Raw genomic sequence first — 16146 nt, 5'->3', positions numbered from 1 at the left:
CCGGCCTGGCCGTCACCTCGCTCTGGGACTTGGGCTTCGCCCCTCGGGGCCGGGTGCCTTGTGCTCGGCGTCCGGCATTGGGTCTGCGGCGCCCGGCCCTTGGCGCGCGGTGCCCGGCCCTTGGCGGAACAAGCGGGCCCGTGCCGGGAAGCGGCCGGGCCCGCCGTTCGCCGACGCGCGCCGAATGACAGGCCACGCCTGCCTGCCGGGCCGGGCGCCAAGCCCCGGCCCCGCCGGCGTCAGCCGCGTGCCAGTGCCCGCTTCACCCGCTTCGCCCCGGCCGAGTCCCCCAGCGTCTTCCACAGCTTCGCCGAGCTCGCCGACACGTAGACGCCGGGCGCGCCCTGGCCGCCGCAGCCCTCGCCGTACGAGACGACGCCGATCTGGAGGGGCGCCCCGCGGCCGGGCACGGTACGGAAGATGGGGCCGCCGCTGTCGCCCTGGCAGGAGTCCCTGTTCTCCACGCCCGCGCAGAAGTTGACCTTGGAGTCGTACTCGCCGTAGCTCGTCCGGCACTCGTCGTGGGACAGGATCGGCACGCGCACCTGGCGCAGCCGGTCGGGGAAGTGCTCCAGGTCGGTGTCCGTGTTGCCCCAGCCCGCCACCGTGGCCTTCTGGCCCGGGCGCAGCAGGGCGTCGGTGCCCTGGGTGGGCAGCTTGACCGGGCTGATGCCCCGCACCGGCCTGCTCAGTTGGATGAACGCCACGTCGTACGCGTCCTGCCCCTTGAGGTAGCGCGGGTGGACGACGATGCCGCCCCGGGCGACGTCGCGTATCTGGCCCTGCCCGGCGCGGGACAGGACCGTGCGGCCGACGGCCGTCTGGACGTGCTTCGGCTTCAGCGGCTCGCGGGCGTCGTCGACCAGGCAGTGCGCCGCCGTCATCACGGTGTCCGGCGCGACCAGGCTGCCGCCGCAGAACTGGCGGTCCTTGACGCTGCCGGGGCCCTTCTGGAGGACGGCCACCATGAACGGGTACGCGTCGTTGGGCACCTCGGTGCCGCCGATGACGGCCTGGGCCGCGGGCGCGCCGGTGGCGACCACCGCCAGGGCGGCGGCCCCGGCCAGGCCCGCGGCCGCCGCCCGCAGGCCGCGGCGGGAGGGGGCGGTGCGACGGGAGGGGGGAAGGAGGCGAAGGGGGGTGAGTCTCATGGGGGGTTTCTCTCTCGTGGAACTCTCGCTGGGCCGCTGGTCCTTGCACGGGCGTCCGGGCCCCGGGCCCAGCGGATCCGGGGGCCCGTCACCGGGCTGTGAGATGACGTAACGGATGCACGGGTTCCGCCCGGCTCCCGGCGTGGCCGCCGTCAACTGGACGTACAAGCGCGGCACTTCCGGCAAAGAGGGCAGGGGTGCGGTGGCGCCTCTTCCGGCACGCCGTCCCGCATCTGTGTGGGTTCTGCGAAGGAGCCGCGCCCATTCCGGGTGGCGGGTGCCGGGAAGTCGCCCCAGGGGGCGCGCATAAGCCCGCAAAGCGCGCGCAACACCACGCGTCCGCCGCGGGAACCGCCGCCCCGTCCGTCTGCGTCCCCTGGGGGGCCGACGGTTCGCGGGCCGACCGCCCGTTGGCGTGAACTCGCCGTTCCGCGTGGGCGGTTTTGGTTCGCATATGCACATTCGAGGCGTGCGTGATATCCGGCTCCAGCGCCTGGAACCGCGCGCCTCGTCCTGTGCGTGAAGACGGGTGGGACGCCTGAGGTTCGCTATCCGTAACGCACCTTGAGGGGCTTATGTGCTGCTGATACGGTGCGATGGCTTGACACAGCGCCTGGGGTTGACGGGCCGAGGGAGCCCCGGCCGAGGCCGGGAGCGACGCCTCAGAGGTGTCTCACATGACGGTTTTTTCTTGGGTGTACGGGGAGCGGTTGCGTGAAGATCCAAGAGCGTACGGGGGCGGGCGGAAACCGTTCCGGCACGGCGGTTCAGCCCGTGGCCGGTGAGCGACTTCCCACGGCTCCTCGCGAGCGCAAACCGGCGCTGGCCGCGCTGGCGGTGCTGCTGATCCTCGTGGGCGCGCTGGGCGCCACGGTGCTCGTCCTGCGGGCGGGCGACCGTATCGAGGTCGTGAAGGTCAAGGACGGCGCCTCGATCGCCGCGGGGGAGAGCATCACCCGCAGCAAGGTCGAGCCGGTGATGGTCGCCTCCGACACCTCCGTGAAGTACGTGAAGTGGAAGCAGCTCAAGGCGCTGCAGGAGCTCAAGGCGAAGAGCGCCATCCCCGGCGGCGCCGTCGTCGTCGGCCAGATGTTCGCGGCCAGGACCGGTCTGCCCGCCGGCAAGGCGTCCGTCGGCCTGTCCCTGAAGGAGGGCCAGTACCCGGCGGGGCTGAAGCAGGGCGACACCGTGGCCGCGTACCGCGTCGCCGCCAACGGCTCCGGCTCCGGCCGGGACAAGGACTCCGGCGGCGCGGGCGGCAGCACGCCCCTCGTCGCCGACGCCCGGGTCGACGCGATCGTGACCAAGGACGACTCCACCATCAGCACGGGCAACCGGAGCGTCACCCTGCTCGTCGACTCCGACGACGCCGCGGCCCTCACGAGCGCCGCGTCGGCCGGTGAAGTGGCGGTCGTCCTGGTGCCCGGCTCCGGCGACTAGAGGGCGAGGACACCAGCCATGGCCCTCATCGCCCTCGCCGCCGACAAGGGATCGCCCGGCGTCACCACCGCCGCCGTCGCGCTCGCCGCCGTCTGGCCGCGGCGCGTGCTCGTCGCGGAGACCGACCCCGCGGGCGGCGACCTGGTCTACCGCGGCGCCGCCGCGCACGGCGGCCCGCTCAACCCGAACACCGGCATGCTGTCGATCGCCGCGACCGCCCGCCGCGGCCTCGTACCGGACCAGCTCTGGGACCACGCCCAGCCGCTGTCCGGCGGCCTCGACGCGCTCGTCGGGCTCGGGATCGCCGAGCAGGCCGCCGGGCTCGCCGGGATCTGGCCGACGCTCGGCCGGGCCTTCGCGCGGCTCGCCGACTCCCCGCACGCGCCCGCCGACGTCATCGCCGACTGCGGCCGGATCGCCGGGGACAGCGCGGTGGTCGAGATGTTCCCGCAGGCCGCCCTGGTGCTGCTGGTGGCGCGCACCGAGCCCGAGTCCCTCGCGCGCGTCCGCGACCGCGCCGCCGCCCTGACGGCGAAGCTCCACGGCGGGCCGCGCGGCGCCGCCGCCCTCGCGACCCCGCTCATCGGCGTCGTGCTCGTCGCCGACCCCGCCCACTCCGCCAAACTCGCCCAGCAGGTCGACGAGATGCTCACGGCCGCGCGGACCGGCGCCCGCGTCGTGGGCACCCTCGCCGACGACCCCGCGGGCGCCGCGCAGCTCGCCGGACGCAAGCGCGGTCGGCTCGACAAGTCCCTGCTGATCCGCTCCGCCCGCAAGGTGGCGGCCGACCTGTACCAGAGCTACGGCGCCGCCTGGTCGGGACCGGCCGCCGGAGCCGTGGGCCACGCCGGGAGCGCGGGGGCCGGACGATGAGCGCCGTCGACCACCAGCTGGTCAAGCGGTTCCGGCAGGACGCCGGCGACCGCATCGCCGAGCAGCGGCGCCTGGACCAGATATCCGGCGTCACACCGATGACGAGCGAGGACGAGCGCCAGTACGCCCGCGCCGTCATCGCCCAGATCCTGGAGGAGTACGCCCGCCAGGAGATCAACGCCGGGCGCACCCCGCTGGACGCGGAGACCGAGGAGCAGTACGCCGCCGCCGTGCACGCCGCGCTCTTCGGCGTCGGCCGGCTCCAGCCGCTGCTCGACGACCCCGAGGTCGAGAACATCGACATCAACGGCTGCGACCAGGTCTTCATCGGCTACGCCGACGGCCGCGAGGTCCGCGGCGAGCCGGTCGCCGAGACCGACGAGGAGCTGATCGAGCTCATCCAGGTGCTCGGCGCCTACTCGGGCCTCTCCTCGCGCCCCTTCGACTCCGCCAACCCGCAGCTCGACCTGCGGCTCCCGGACGGGTCGCGGCTCTCGGCCGTCATGGACGTGGCCCGGCGCCCGGCCCTGTCCATCCGCCGCGCCCGCATGGGCAAGGTGTTCCTGACCGACCTCGTCGGCAACGGCACCCTCACGCCCGAGGTCGCGCACTTCCTCGCCTGCGCGGTCCGCGCCCGCAAGAACATCATGATCGCGGGTGCCACCAACGCCGGGAAGACGACGCTGCTGCGCGCCCTCGCCAACGAGATCCCGCCGCACGAGCGCCTCATCACCGTCGAACGCGCCCTGGAGCTGGGCCTCGACACCTTCCCCGACCTGCACCCGAACGTCGTGGCGTTCGAGGAGCGGCTGCCCAACTCCGAGGGGCAGGGCGCCATCGGCATGGCCGAGCTGGTGCGGCGCTCGCTGCGCATGAACCCCTCGCGCGTCATCGTCGGCGAGGTCCTCGGCGACGAGATCGTCACCATGCTCAACGCCATGTCGCAGGGGAACGACGGCTCGCTGTCCACGATCCACGCCAACAGCTCCAGCGAGGTCTTCAACAGGATCTCCACGTACGCGCTCCAGGCCGCCGAGCGGCTGCCGATCGAGGCGAGCCAGATGCTCGTCGCGGGCGCGGTGAACTTCGTCGTCTTCATCCAGCGGCGCAACGACTACCAGTCCGGCGGCAGGCTCCAGCGCGTGGTGACCTCCGTCCGCGAGGTCAACGGCGTCGACGGCCGCGTCCTGTCCAGCGAGGTCTTCGCGCAGACCCCGGACGGGCGCGTCGTCCCGCACGCCCCGGTCGCGTGCCTGGACGACCTGGTCGCCCACGGCTACCGGCCCGCCGGACAGTGGGGGTGAGCACATGAACGCGCTCGGATCCATGGGCGGTCTGTTCTCGCTGACCGTCCTCTACGCGCTGGGCTGCGGCGTGGCCGTCGGCGGCGGGCTCGCCCTGTTCGCCGTCGCGCTGCGCGGCCTGCCCGCCAAGCCCGAGCACGAGAAGCGGGCGGCCGGGGAGCGGATGAGTGAGCTGGTCCGGTTCGTCGGGCGGCGCGGCTCGCTCGCCATCGGCGTCGGCCTCGTCGTCCTGCTCCTGACGCGGTGGGCGGTGGCGGGCATCGCCTCCGGCGTCCTCGTCTTCTTCTGGGACAAGCTGTTCGGCGGGGCCGCCGAGGAGCGGGCGCAGATGAAACGGGTCGAGGCGCTCGCCGCCTGGACCGAGTCGCTGCGCGACACCATCGCGGGCGCGGTCGGCCTGGAGCAGGCCATCCCGGCCTCCGCGCGGGCCGCGGCGCCGGTGCTCAGGCCGCACCTGGACGCGCTGGTGGACCGGTTGCGCGCGCGGACGCCGCTGCCCGACGCCCTGCAGACGCTCGCCGACGAGATCGACGACGCCTCCGCCGACATCATCGTCGCGGCGCTGATCCTCAACGCCCGGCTGCGCGGCCCGGGGCTCCGCCAGGTCCTCGGCGCGCTCGCCAAGTCGGCGCGAGAGGAGGTCGACATGCGCCAGCGCGTGATGGCGCAGCGCGCCTCCACGCGCCGCTCCGTCCAGATCGTCGTGGCCGTCTCGGTCGCCTTCGTGCTCGGCCTGTCCGTCTTCAACCGCGAGTTCGTGTCGCCGTACGGAACCCCCGTCGGCCAGCTCGTCCTCGCCTGCGTCTGCGGCCTGTTCGCCCTCGGCTTCTGGTGGCTGCGCAAGCTGTCGACGGTCGAGACGCCGGACCGTTTCCTCGTACGGGACGAGCCGGGGGTGCGGTTCGTACGGCCGCGGGGCGCGGGCCTGGGTCCGGGCGCGGGCGTGGGTACCGGTCCGGGCGCCGGCGCGGCCGGGGGCGTGGGCACCGGCGCGGGTGCGGGCGCGAGCGCCGGTGCGGGGGCGCCCGGTGAGGGCGCCGGGCGCCCCGGGCAGCCGCTGCCGCCGTATACGAACCCGTCCTCCGAGGGGGTACGCCGATGAGCCTGACCCTGCCGATCCTCATCGGCGCCACGCTCGGCCTCGGCATCTACGCCCTGGTCCGCGCGGTGGTGCCGACCAGGCGCAGCGCCGTCGCCACCGTCGCCCGGATCGACGCGATGCGGGCGCGCGGCGCGGCGTACGAGTCCGCGCACCGGGCACCGGACACCACCGGCTCGGGGCGCTTCGGGGCGCTCCGTGCGCGGGTGGGCGCCCGCGTCGCCGAGTTCTACCTCCAGCAGGGCTGGGAACAGCGGTCCCTGCGGGCCGACCTGGCGGTGCTCGACCGCAGCTGGGAGAAGTTCCTCGCGACGAAGGTGCTGCTCGGGGTCGCGGGCGTGTTCTTCGGCCCGTTCCTGTTCGCCGTCGTCTGGACGATGGGCTTCGGCCGCAGCCCGGTCGTGCCGGTCTGGCTCGCCCTGATGTTCGGCGTGCTCTTCTTCTTCCTGCCGGACCTGGAGGCGCGGCGGGACGCGCAGGAGAAGCGGCGCGACCTGCGCCGGGTCATCGGCGCCTATCTGGACCTGGTCTCCATGAGCCTCGCGGGCGGCCGCGGTCTGCCCGAGGCGCTCATGGCGGCGGCGGAGGTCTCCGACGGCTGGGCGACGCAGCGCATCAGGAACGCCCTGGCGGACGCCCGCATCACCGGCGTCAGCCAGTGGCAGGCGCTCGGCTCCCTGGGCGAGGAACTGGGCGTCGAGGAGCTGAAGGACCTCTCCGCCTCCCTGGCGCTCGTCGCGGACGACGGCGCCAAGGTGCGCGAGTCGCTCGCCTCGCGCGCCGAGACGATGCGGCACCGCGAACTCGCCGAGATCGAGGGCAGCGCGGGCGAGAAGTCGCAGTCGATGCTCGTGGCCCAGCTCCTGCTGTGCGCGGGGTTCCTGGTCTTCCTCATCTTCCCGGCGGCGATGCGCGTGTTCCAGGTCTGACCCCCGCCCGCCCTCCGCGCGCCGGTGGCGCACACGTCCGCGCATGCGTCCACGCGTCGTCCGCGTACCGGCTTCGCACCCACCAAGCACCGACCGCGTACCGACCGCGTACCGACCGCACACCGCGCCTGTGTCCCACCCGTCCCATCGTCCGCTTCATCCGTTCCCTACGACCTCACGGGCCCCACGGGTCCCCCCACCATCCTGCTTTTCGAGAGGACAACGCACCATGAACCGACGGAACGTCAGCACCGGCATCCCGGCGATCGACTTTCTCGTGACCTTCCTGCGGGGCCGGGTCCAGCGCGCCCGCTCCGGCGAGCTCGACCGCGGCGCGTCCGCGGTCGAGTGGGTGATCATCTCGGCGGTCGTCGTGGCGATCGTCGGCGTGGTCGCCGCGATCATCAACAGCGCCCTCAAGGGCGGCGCCGACAAGGTCGGCGACTGCATCGAGGGCGCCGACGCGGGCAAGACCTGCTGAGCGTCGGGCCACTGACGAGCATGCGGAGCGACGGGGGCCGGAGAGTCGGGAACCGGGGCGACCGGGGCCGGAGCGACGGTGGCCGGGGCGACCGGGGCCGGGGTGACGGTGGCCGGGGCGCGGCCGCACCGAGCCGTGACCGGATGCCGGGGTTCGTCCGCCGACGCGTGGAGGCCGTCTCCGCCCGCGGCGAGTCCGGCATGACCGCGATCGAGTTCGTGCTGCTCACCCCGGTGCTGTTCTTCATGATCTTCGCGACGGTGCAGTTCGCGCTGTACTTCTTCGCCGACCACGTGGCGCAGGCCGCGGCCCAGGCGGGCGCGCGCAAGGCACGTGCCACGGCCGACGAGAACCCGGGCGGCTGGCGCGGCGAGGCGGGTGACGTGGTGGACGCGTACATCCGCCAGCTCGGCCCCGAGCTGGTGCTCGGCCCGGACGTGAAGACGATCCAGCCCGAGCGGAACACCGTCGGCGTGGAGATCACGGCCAAGGTGCCGTCGGTCTTCCCCGGCCTGGACCTGACGGTGCACGCGCGGTCGGCGGGGCCGGTGGAGCGGTTCGTGGAGGAGGGCGGATGAGACACGGGGAGGCGCGGCGCCACCGGTTCGGCCGGTTCGGGGCCGGGGCGGGCCGGTTCGGGCGGCGTACGGCAGGCGCGGTCCGGTCCTGGCGGCGTACGGCAGGCGCGGCGGACCAGGGTCTTTCGACCGTCGAGGTCGTCATCCTCGCGCCCGTGATGATCCTGTTCATCCTGGTTTTGGTGGCCTTCGGGCAGCTCGTGGACGGCCGCGGCGCGATCGACGGCGCGGCCAGGGACGCGGCCCGCGCGGGCTCCATCCAGAAGGACCAGGGCACGGCGATGATCGAGGCCCGCAAGGCGGCGCGGGCGAACCTGGAGGACGTCTGCTCGGGCCCCGTGGAGGTCCGGCAGACGAGCCCGGGCTTCGCTCCCGACACCCTCTACACCGTCGAGGTGAGCTGCCAGGTCAGGGGCCTGGCGATGCTGGGCCTGGACGTCCCGACGACCCTGAAGGCCAGCTTCAGCTCGCCGCTCGACCCGTACCGGAGGTCGGCGTGAGACGAGTCCGGCAGGCGGTACGCGGCTTCGTCGCGGCCCGCCGCGCGCGCCTGGACGACCGGGGCTCGGGCGCGGGCGCCGTCATCGTCTTCGCGCTCGTGTTCCTGACGCTCGCCGCCTTCGTGATCGACGGCGGCCTGTCCATCTCCAAGCGCGAACGCGCCGCGGACATCGCGGAGCAGGCCGCCCGCTACGCCGCCCAGGACCTCGACACGGAGGGCCTGTACGAGGGCCAGGAGGCACCCATCAACTACGAGAACTGCGGCGCCCGGGTGCGGAAGTTCGCCCGCGAGATGGGCCTGAGCGGCCCCGACGTCGCGGCCACGCACTGCGTGTCGGCCAACGCCCAGCAGGTCGAGGTGGAGGTGCGCATGACGTACAGCCTCGTCTTCACCGGGATGGTCTTCGGCGGCGACGTGACGGTACGCGGGCGCGCGGTGGCGGAGAACCAGGTGGGGTGAGAGGGCGTGTACGAGTCGGGAGGGGTGTTGGCCGAGAGGGACGGGGTGCAGGTGTGAACGCAGCGGGAGAGGCGCGGGCCAGATCGCGCAGGGGCGCGAACGAGACGGTCGAACCACCGAGTTGTCCACAGGCCCGGGTTTGTCCACAGCCTCGGACCGGGCTCCGGCCGCCTCCGTAACATCGCAATCACCCGCCCGCAACAAGCCGCAAGCCACAGACCGCAGACCGCAAGCCACACGACCAGGACCAGGACACCCGCCATGGCGCGACGCAACACCCGCTCCCCGAACGGCCCGTCGGGCACCCCGGCGGTGCCGCGGAACCGGACGCCGCAGCCGTTGCCGACGCGGCGGCGCTCGGCCGGGGACTTCGTCAAGGCGTTCCTCGCCTTCGTGGCCCTCGCCGCGCTGCTCGTCGGCGTGCCCGGGGCGCTCGCGTACTTCGTCGGCTGGCCGCTGCCCGACGGGGCGCCGTCCCTGGACTGGCTCCAGGAGGAGATCACGGTCAGCACGTTCGTCAACGTGCTGACGGTGGTGGTGTGGCTCGCCTGGGCCCAGTTCACCGCCTGTGTGCTCGTCGAGGTGAAGGCCGCGCTGTCCGGTGTCGGCATGCCGGGCCGGGTGCCCGGGGCCGGGCCGAGCCAGGTGCTCGCGCGCCAGCTCGTCGCCGCGCTGCTGCTCCTCGGCGCCACGGCCGCGAGCTTCGCGCCGGCGCTGCAGTTCGGGCAGGCCGGTGAGGGGAACCAGAAGCCCGCCGCCGCGGCGGCCGAGCGGACGCCGGGGCTGTTCGGGCAGGAGCGGCAGGACGCGGCGGCCGCGGCGAGCGCCGTCGCGGACCAGGCGGCGCAGGCGGCCGAGAGCGCGGGCACCGGCAAGGAGGACGGCACGAAGTTCTACCGCATCCAGCCCCCCGAGGGCCGCCACCACGACTCCCTGTGGGAGATAGCGGAGCGGCACCTGGGCGACGGCCGCCGGTACAAGGAGATCTACCAGCTCAACAAGGACCGCGAGCAGCCCGACGGCTCACGGCTGTCCGAGGCCAGCCTGATCCGGCCAGGCTGGATCATGGAGATGCCCGCCGACGCCCGCGGCGGCGAACTCGTCGAGATGCCCGACGAGGCGCCCGAGGTGTCCAAGGAGGTGCGCGAGCAGATCTCCGACTACGCGAGGACCGGGGACCGGCGCGAGGGCGGTGGCGCGCAGGAGAGCGGCGACCGGCAGGGCGGCCGCGGTCCCGTCGACCAGGACACGGCGCACATCACGCTCCCCGAGCAGCGGCCGGGCGGCGGCGGGCGCGGGGACGAGCGCGGCGGCGAGCGGGACGGCGCGGAGCGCGGCGGCGAGAAGGGCGGCGCGCCCGCGCGCGAGGTGGACGGGACGCATGACGGGAAGCGCGACGGTACGCGTGACGGGGCGCATGACGGCACGCGTGACGGGACGGGTGACGCGGCGGACTCCTCCTTCGGCCTGCCCGAGGCGCTCATCGGGGCGCCGCTGCTCGCGGCCGGGCTGCTCGGCGCGCTCGGCAGGCGCCGGCGGCAGGCGCTGTGGCAGTCGGCCATGGGCGCGGTGGGCGCGCGCCGCGGCATGGAGCCGCCGACGCCGAGCGGCAGCGCCGCCGACGCGCGGGACGCGCTGCTCGTGGGCGCCGACCCGGAGGGCGTGCGGCTGCTCGACCGTTCGCTGCGCGGCCTCGCCGCCGCGCTCACCGAGGAGTCACGCCCCCTGCCGACGGTGTACGCGGCCTGGCTGACGAACGGCGACCTGCACCTCCAGCTCGCCCAGGCCGAGGGCCGGCCGCCCGCGCCCTGGCGGCTCGGGCAGGACGAGACGTTCTGGGTGCTCGCGCGCACCCACGCCGAGCAGTACGGCGACGTGGACGCGGCGGCGCCCTACCCGGGCCTGGTCTGCCTCGGCACGATGGACGACTCGCGGCTGCTGCTCAACCTGGAGGCGGTGCCGGGCATCGTCTCGCTGAGCGGAGCCCCGGCCGACCGGGCCGCCGTGTTCGCGTCGGTCGCCGCCGAACTGGCCACCAACGGCTGGTCGGACCGCATGACGATCACGCTCGTCGGCTTCGGCCGCGACCTCACGCCCCTGGCACCGAACCGGCTGCGGCACCTCGACGACGTCGAGGCGCTCATCGAGACCATGGAGGCCGAGACGCGCCAGCGGCGCGGGGCGCTCGGCGCCGCCGGACACGACTCGGTCCTCACCGGCCGCACCGGCCCCGCCCGGCACACCCGCTGGGCGCCGCACCTGGTGCTGCTCGCGGCCCAGCCCGACGCGGCCGAGGCCCTCAAGCTCGCCGAGCTGGCCGCGGACGCCGGGCGGCTCGGCATCGGCTACCTCGTCGGCACCGACTCCGGCCGGCTGCCGGGCGCCGCCTGGGAGATGGAGGTCACCGCCGAGGGCAAGCTGCTGGCCCCGCTCCTCGGCCTGGAGCTGACCGCGCAGTCGCTGCCGGACGCGCTCCAGCAGGCGGTGGTCGAGCTGTTCGGCGCCGTGGACCCGGAGGACGGCGGTGGCGGCGACGGCGGCCCGTCCGCGCCCCCGTTCCTCGTCGACGTCAGCGAACAGGGCCGGCCCGCGGTGTACGCCCGCCTGGTCGGCTCGTACGAGATCATCGGCCTGGAGACGCCCGACGCCGGGCGCAGCGCGCTCATGCACGAGGCGCTCGCGCTGCTGCTGCTCCACCGCGAGGGGGTGCACCCGCGTGTCCTGTCCTCCGCGCTGTGGCCGCGCGGCGTCACCGAGGACGTACGGGACGCGCTCGTCGACCGCGTCCGCGAGTGGCTGGGCAGCGACCCGGACGGCACACCGCGGCTGGGCACCGACGAGACCGGGCGGCTCAAGCTCGCCAGGTCCGTCGTCTCCGACCTGGACGTCCTGCGTTCGCTGTACCACGAGGCGACGCAGGGGCGCGGCGCGGAGAACCGCGCGGTGCGCGGGCGCATGCTCACGGACGCCCTGGTCCTGGTCCGCGGCCCGCTCCTGGCGGACCGCCCGCAGGGCCGCTACGGCTGGCTGACGCACGAGATAGTCGACGCCCAACTGCCGCTGCTGGTGGCGGACATCGGGCTCGCGCTCAGCGAGTTCCACCTGGAGAAGGGGCGGGCGGAGCAGGCCGTCGAGGCGCTGACCGCGGCGCGCGCGTCGGCCCCCGACGACGAGCGCCTGTGGAACGAGCTGCTGCGCGCCACACACGCGACGCAGGACCCCGCCCGGCTCCGCGCCCTGGCCGCGGACCTCCTCACCCACAGCGGCACCCGCGGCCTCCCCCCACGCACGGAGGCCCTGCTCGACGAACTCCTCCCCACCTGGCGCACCACCCTCCCCACGGCGAGCTAGCCCCGCCCACACGGGCCTTCGATGGCCGGGCGGGCGAAGCCGGGGAGAGACGGGTGGGTGGGTGGGAGAGATTCCGCCGCGGCAGCGGCGGAGCAGTGAAGGACCGTGGAGCCAGGACAACGACGACCGCAAGAGAAACCGGCAGGCAACGGCGGGAAAGCGCTCCGCGCCGGGGCCGGCCGGGCACCGCCGGGAGCCACGGGTGGGCGGGTGGGAGAAAAACCCGCCGCGGTAGCGGTGGGCCCCCAACCGCCCGGCGCAGCCGACACGCAACGGAGACCGATGACCTTGCCGCACACGCTGATCACCGCGCTTGCCGCCCTGTGGGGCGCGACAGCGGGCACCCTGCTGCCCCGCGCCGTGTACCGGCTCTCCGTCCCGCCCGGCGAGCCCTGGCGCACCCACTGCCCGAGCGGCGACCACGAGCTCACCGGCTGGCTGGGCGGAAGCGGCGGTGGCGCCTGCGGCTGCGCGGGGGAGGACGGGGCGGCCCGGGCTCCCCGCGCCACCACCCTCGCCGTGCTCACGGCCCTGATCACCACCGCCCTCGCCGCCGCCACCGGCCCCCGGCCCGAACTCGCGGTGTGGCTGCTGCTCGCGCCGCCCGCGCTGGTGCTCGCCTGCGTGGACCGCGCGGTCATGCGGCTCCCGGACGTCCTGACCCTGCCGCTCGCGGCGGCCGCCCTCGCGCTGCTCGGCGCGGCGGCCGCGCTGCCCGGGCACGGCGGCTCCTGGACGACGGCGGCCCTGGGCTCGCTCACGCTGAGCGGCGGCTACTTCGTCCTGTTCCTGATCAACCCGAACGGCATGGCCTTCGGCGACGTCAAGCTGGCCCTCGCGCTGGGCGCGGCGCTCGGCTGGTACGGCTGGGGCACGCTGCTGCTCGGCACGTTCGCCGGCTTCGTGTGCGCGGCGCTGTACGGCGGCTGGCTCGTGGTCGCGCGCGGGGCGGGCCGCAGGACGGCGATAGCGTTCGGCCCGTTCCTGCTGGCGGGGGCGCTGGCCGGAGTGCTCCTGGGCGCGCACGCGGCCTGACCGGCGCCCGGACCCGCCCCGGGCCCGCCCTGGGCGCCCCCGAGCCACTCGCCGGCCGCCCCGCCCGCTCCCCACGGCGGACCGCCCAGAACCCTGGCGTACGCTGAAGAAGATCTGTCAACCCTTACGAACCTTACGAAAGGGACGCCCCGGTGACCGAGAAGGCCGACCTCCAGTCCGTGCTCGACCGTGCCGCCACGGGTGGGCGGATCACCCCCGAAGAAGCCCTCGACCTGTACCGCGACGCCCCGCTGCACGCGCTCGGCGCGGCCGCGGACGCCGTCCGCCGCCGCCGCTACGCGGGCACCGAGCACATCGCGACGTACATCATCGAGCGGAACATCAACTACACGAACGTCTGTGTGACGGCGTGCAAGTTCTGCGCCTTCTACGCCGCCCCGAAGGACACCAAGAAGGGCTGGACCCGGGACCTCGACGACATCCTGCGCCGCTGCGCGGAGACCGTGGAGCTGGGCGGCACCCAGATCATGTTCCAGGGCGGGCACCACCCGGACTTCGGCGTGGAGTACTACGAGAAGCACTTCGCGGCCATCAAGAAGGAGTTCCCGCAGCTCGTCATCCACAGCCTGGGGGCGAGCGAGGTCGAGCACATGGCCCGTATCTCCAAGGTCTCCGTCGAGGAGGCCATCCAGCGGATCAACGCCGCCGGCCTGGACTCCTTCGCGGGCGCCGGCGCGGAGCTGCTGCCGGAGCGCCCCCGCAAGGCCATCGCCCCGCTGAAGGAGTCCGGCGAGCGCTGGCTGGAGATCATGGAGACCGCCCACAACCTGGGCGTGGAGTCCACCTCCACCATGCTGATGGGCACGGGCGAGACCAATGCCGAGCGCATCGAGCACCTGCGGATGATCCGCGACGTACAGGACCGGACGGGCGGCTTCCGGGCCTTCATCCCGTACACGTACCAGCCCGAGAACAACCACCTCAAGGGCCGCACCCAGGCGTCGGTCTTCGAGTACCTGCGGATGATCGCCATCGCGCGGATCTTCCTGGACAACGTCGCGCACATCCAGGGCTCCTGGCTGACCACCGGCAAGGAGGCCGGCCAGCTCACGCTGCACTACGGCGCGGACGACCTCGGCTCGGTGATGCTGGAGGAGAACGTGGTCTCCTCCGCGGGCGCCAAGCACCGCTCCAACCTGCGCGAGATGATCGACATGATCCGCACGGCCGACCGCGTGCCCGCGCAGCGCGCCACGACGTACGAGCACCTCGTGGTGCACGACGACCCGGCGAACGATCCGGTCGACGAGCGGGTCGCCTCGCACATCTCCTCCACCGCCATCGAGGGCGGCACGGCCCACCCGGAGCTGAAGCTCCTCGCCGCCAACTGAGGCCCGGCGAGAGCCCGTTGCTGACGCTGCACCACGTACGCGCGGTCCGGCCCGGACCCGCCGGGGCGGACGCCGTCGTCGTCGACGGCGCCCGGATCGCGGCCGTCGGCCGGTACGAGGACCTGTCCGCGGCGTATGGCGGGCGCGCCCGGGTCCGGCACTGGGACGGGGTCCTGACCCCCGGCCGGTACGAGCCGGACGCGGTCGCCCTCCTGGAGTCCGCGTACTGGCCCGACCCGCGCGAGGCCGACGAGCTCGGCACGGAGCGCCTGACCGGCGCCGCCCTGGCCGCCCTGGACATGACCGACACCCGCTGGGGCGCCAGCGCCCGCCGTGGCGTACAACGCCTCCTGGCCACCGGCACCACGGCGTTGGCGGGCCCCTTCACCCGCCCCGCGGTCCGCACGGCGGTCACCCGTTCAGGCATCACGGTCACGACCACGGCCCCACCGACGGGTGACCTCACACCCCCCGCCCCGGCGAACTTCGCCATCCAGGCAGAAGACCAAACTTGCCTGGCCACAGCGGTAAACGGCCGCCTCCTCTACCGCACCCGCTGACACCCATACCGCCCCACAGAAAAGCGCCCCGCAAGGGGCGCGGGGAACTGCGCGAGCAACCACATACAACGGCACGGGGCAGACCAGCCGCACAGCCCCGTAAGGGGCGCGGGGAACTGCGCGAGCAACCAGCCCCAACCCGCACCCGCCGACAAAGCGAACACGGCAGACGCCAAGGCGCAGCCCGCCGCAGGCGAACAACCCGCCGCAGGCGCAGAGGCCCCGCCCGAGGGAGAAGCCCGGCCTGACACAATAGGCCGGGTGACCCGCGCATCCCTGGACAAGCAGCCGCACGAAGTCGCCTCGATGTTCGACGACGTAGCGGAACGGTACGACCTCACGAACGACGTGATCTCGCTCGGACAGGCCCGGCAGTGGCGCAAGGCGGTCGCCGCCGCGGTCGACGCGCGCCCCGCGCAGAAGGTCCTCGACCTCGCCGCCGGGACCGCCACCTCCTCACAGCCCTTCGCGCGGGCAGGCGCGTACGTCGTGCCGTGCGACTTCTCCCTCGGCATGCTGCGGGTCGGCAAGCAGCGGCACCCGTGGATGCCGTTCACGGCCGGGGACGCCACGAAGCTGCCGTTCAAGGACGACACCTTCGACGCCGTCACCATCTCCTTCGGCCTGCGCAACGTCCAGGACACCGACGCCGCGCTCCGCGAGATGCTGCGCGTGACGAGGCCCGGCGGCCGCGTGGTGATCTGCGAGTTCTCCGAGCCGACGTGGGAGCCGTTCCGGAAGGTCTACGTCGAGTACCTGATGCGGGCCCTGCCCCCGGTGGCCCGCACAGTGTGCTCGAACCCGGACGCGTACGTGTACCTCGCCGAGTCCATCCGCTCCTGGCCCAACCAGCCCGAGCTGGCCGCGCGCCTCACCGGCGCGGGCTGGACGAAGGTGGCGTACCGGAACCTTACAGGCGGCGTGGTGGCGCTGCACCGGGGCTTCAAGCAGAGCTGAACGCCCGTTTCGGACAGGGCGGTTGACGGGAACCGCGCGCCAGGGAAGATGTGTCAGTTGATATGTCCCGGCCAC

The 16146-nt window shown here is 74.0% G+C and carries 15 protein-coding genes; 14 read left to right on the top strand and 1 reads right to left on the bottom strand.

Features of this window, described 5'->3' with window-relative positions; genetic code table 11:
* Window positions 1-239: 239 nt before the first annotated feature.
* Window positions 240-1151 carry a serine protease gene (locus tag QK440_RS18190; RefSeq protein WP_282794173.1) on the bottom strand — a complete coding sequence of 304 codons (912 nt, stop codon included), beginning with the start codon at window positions 1149-1151 and terminating at the stop codon, window positions 240-242.
* Between the two features lie 714 nt (window positions 1152-1865).
* On the opposite strand from QK440_RS18190, the gene QK440_RS18185 reads away from it, so the two are divergent.
* The 14 genes from QK440_RS18185 to QK440_RS18120 all read left to right on the top strand — a co-directional run bounded on the left by QK440_RS18185 (window position 1866) and on the right by QK440_RS18120 (window position 16071).
* The gene (locus QK440_RS18185; RefSeq protein WP_282794172.1) at window positions 1866-2591 is read left to right on the top strand and encodes a hypothetical protein; all 726 of its coding nucleotides are present in this window, start codon (window positions 1866-1868) and stop codon (window positions 2589-2591) included.
* An 18-nt stretch (window positions 2592-2609) separates the two neighbouring features.
* Window positions 2610-3464, top strand: a complete 855-nt coding sequence (locus QK440_RS18180) for a hypothetical protein (protein WP_282794171.1) — start codon at window positions 2610-2612, stop codon at window positions 3462-3464.
* Window positions 3461-4768: an ATPase, T2SS/T4P/T4SS family gene (locus QK440_RS18175; protein WP_282794170.1), complete on the top strand. Its 1308-nt coding sequence runs from the start codon at window positions 3461-3463 to the stop codon at window positions 4766-4768. The genes QK440_RS18180 and QK440_RS18175 overlap by 4 nt, the downstream gene beginning before the upstream one ends.
* Window positions 4769-4772: 4 nt before the next feature.
* A complete protein-coding gene (locus tag QK440_RS18170; RefSeq protein WP_282794169.1) occupies window positions 4773-5870 on the top strand; it encodes a type II secretion system F family protein in 1098 nt (365 codons plus the stop codon).
* Window positions 5867-6796 (top strand): type II secretion system F family protein, encoded by a 930-nt coding sequence (locus QK440_RS18165; RefSeq protein ID WP_282794168.1) that lies wholly within the window; start codon window positions 5867-5869, stop codon window positions 6794-6796. Before QK440_RS18170 ends, QK440_RS18165 begins: the two co-directional genes overlap by 4 nt.
* 229 nt (window positions 6797-7025) lie before the next feature.
* A complete protein-coding gene (locus tag QK440_RS18160) occupies window positions 7026-7277 on the top strand; it encodes a hypothetical protein (RefSeq protein ID WP_190138676.1) in 252 nt (83 codons plus the stop codon).
* Between the two features lie 143 nt (window positions 7278-7420).
* On the top strand, window positions 7421-7855 hold the full coding sequence (locus QK440_RS18155) for a TadE family protein (RefSeq protein ID WP_282794167.1): 435 nt from the start codon (window positions 7421-7423) through the stop codon (window positions 7853-7855).
* Entirely contained in the window at window positions 7852-8355 is a 504-nt protein-coding gene (locus QK440_RS18150) for a TadE/TadG family type IV pilus assembly protein (protein ID WP_282794166.1), read from the top strand. Before QK440_RS18155 ends, QK440_RS18150 begins: the two co-directional genes overlap by 4 nt.
* On the top strand, window positions 8352-8816 hold the full coding sequence (locus QK440_RS18145; protein WP_282794165.1) for a pilus assembly protein TadG-related protein: 465 nt from the start codon (window positions 8352-8354) through the stop codon (window positions 8814-8816). Before QK440_RS18150 ends, QK440_RS18145 begins: the two co-directional genes overlap by 4 nt.
* Before the next feature lie 261 nt (window positions 8817-9077).
* The gene (locus QK440_RS18140; RefSeq protein ID WP_282794164.1) at window positions 9078-12167 is read left to right on the top strand and encodes a BTAD domain-containing putative transcriptional regulator; all 3090 of its coding nucleotides are present in this window, start codon (window positions 9078-9080) and stop codon (window positions 12165-12167) included.
* 282 nt (window positions 12168-12449) lie between these two features.
* Window positions 12450-13202 carry an A24 family peptidase gene (locus tag QK440_RS18135; protein ID WP_282794163.1) on the top strand — a complete coding sequence of 251 codons (753 nt, stop codon included), beginning with the start codon at window positions 12450-12452 and terminating at the stop codon, window positions 13200-13202.
* A gap of 152 nt (window positions 13203-13354) precedes the next feature.
* Window positions 13355-14554: a cyclic dehypoxanthinyl futalosine synthase gene (gene mqnC / locus QK440_RS18130; protein ID WP_282794162.1), complete on the top strand. Its 1200-nt coding sequence runs from the start codon at window positions 13355-13357 to the stop codon at window positions 14552-14554.
* Window positions 14555-14571: 17 nt separating this feature from the next.
* Window positions 14572-15114, top strand: a complete 543-nt coding sequence (locus QK440_RS18125) for a hypothetical protein (protein WP_282794161.1) — start codon at window positions 14572-14574, stop codon at window positions 15112-15114.
* A 261-nt stretch (window positions 15115-15375) separates the two neighbouring features.
* A complete protein-coding gene (locus QK440_RS18120) occupies window positions 15376-16071 on the top strand; it encodes a demethylmenaquinone methyltransferase (protein WP_282794160.1) in 696 nt (231 codons plus the stop codon).
* Window positions 16072-16146: the final 75 nt, after the last annotated feature.

This window comes from Streptomyces sp. CC224B (assembly GCF_030010595.1).
GTDB lineage: Bacteria > Actinomycetota > Actinomycetes > Streptomycetales > Streptomycetaceae > Streptomyces > Streptomyces longispororuber.
The sequence above is the reverse complement of the archived record's forward strand: the minus strand, read 5'-3'. Positions and strand labels throughout refer to the sequence as shown.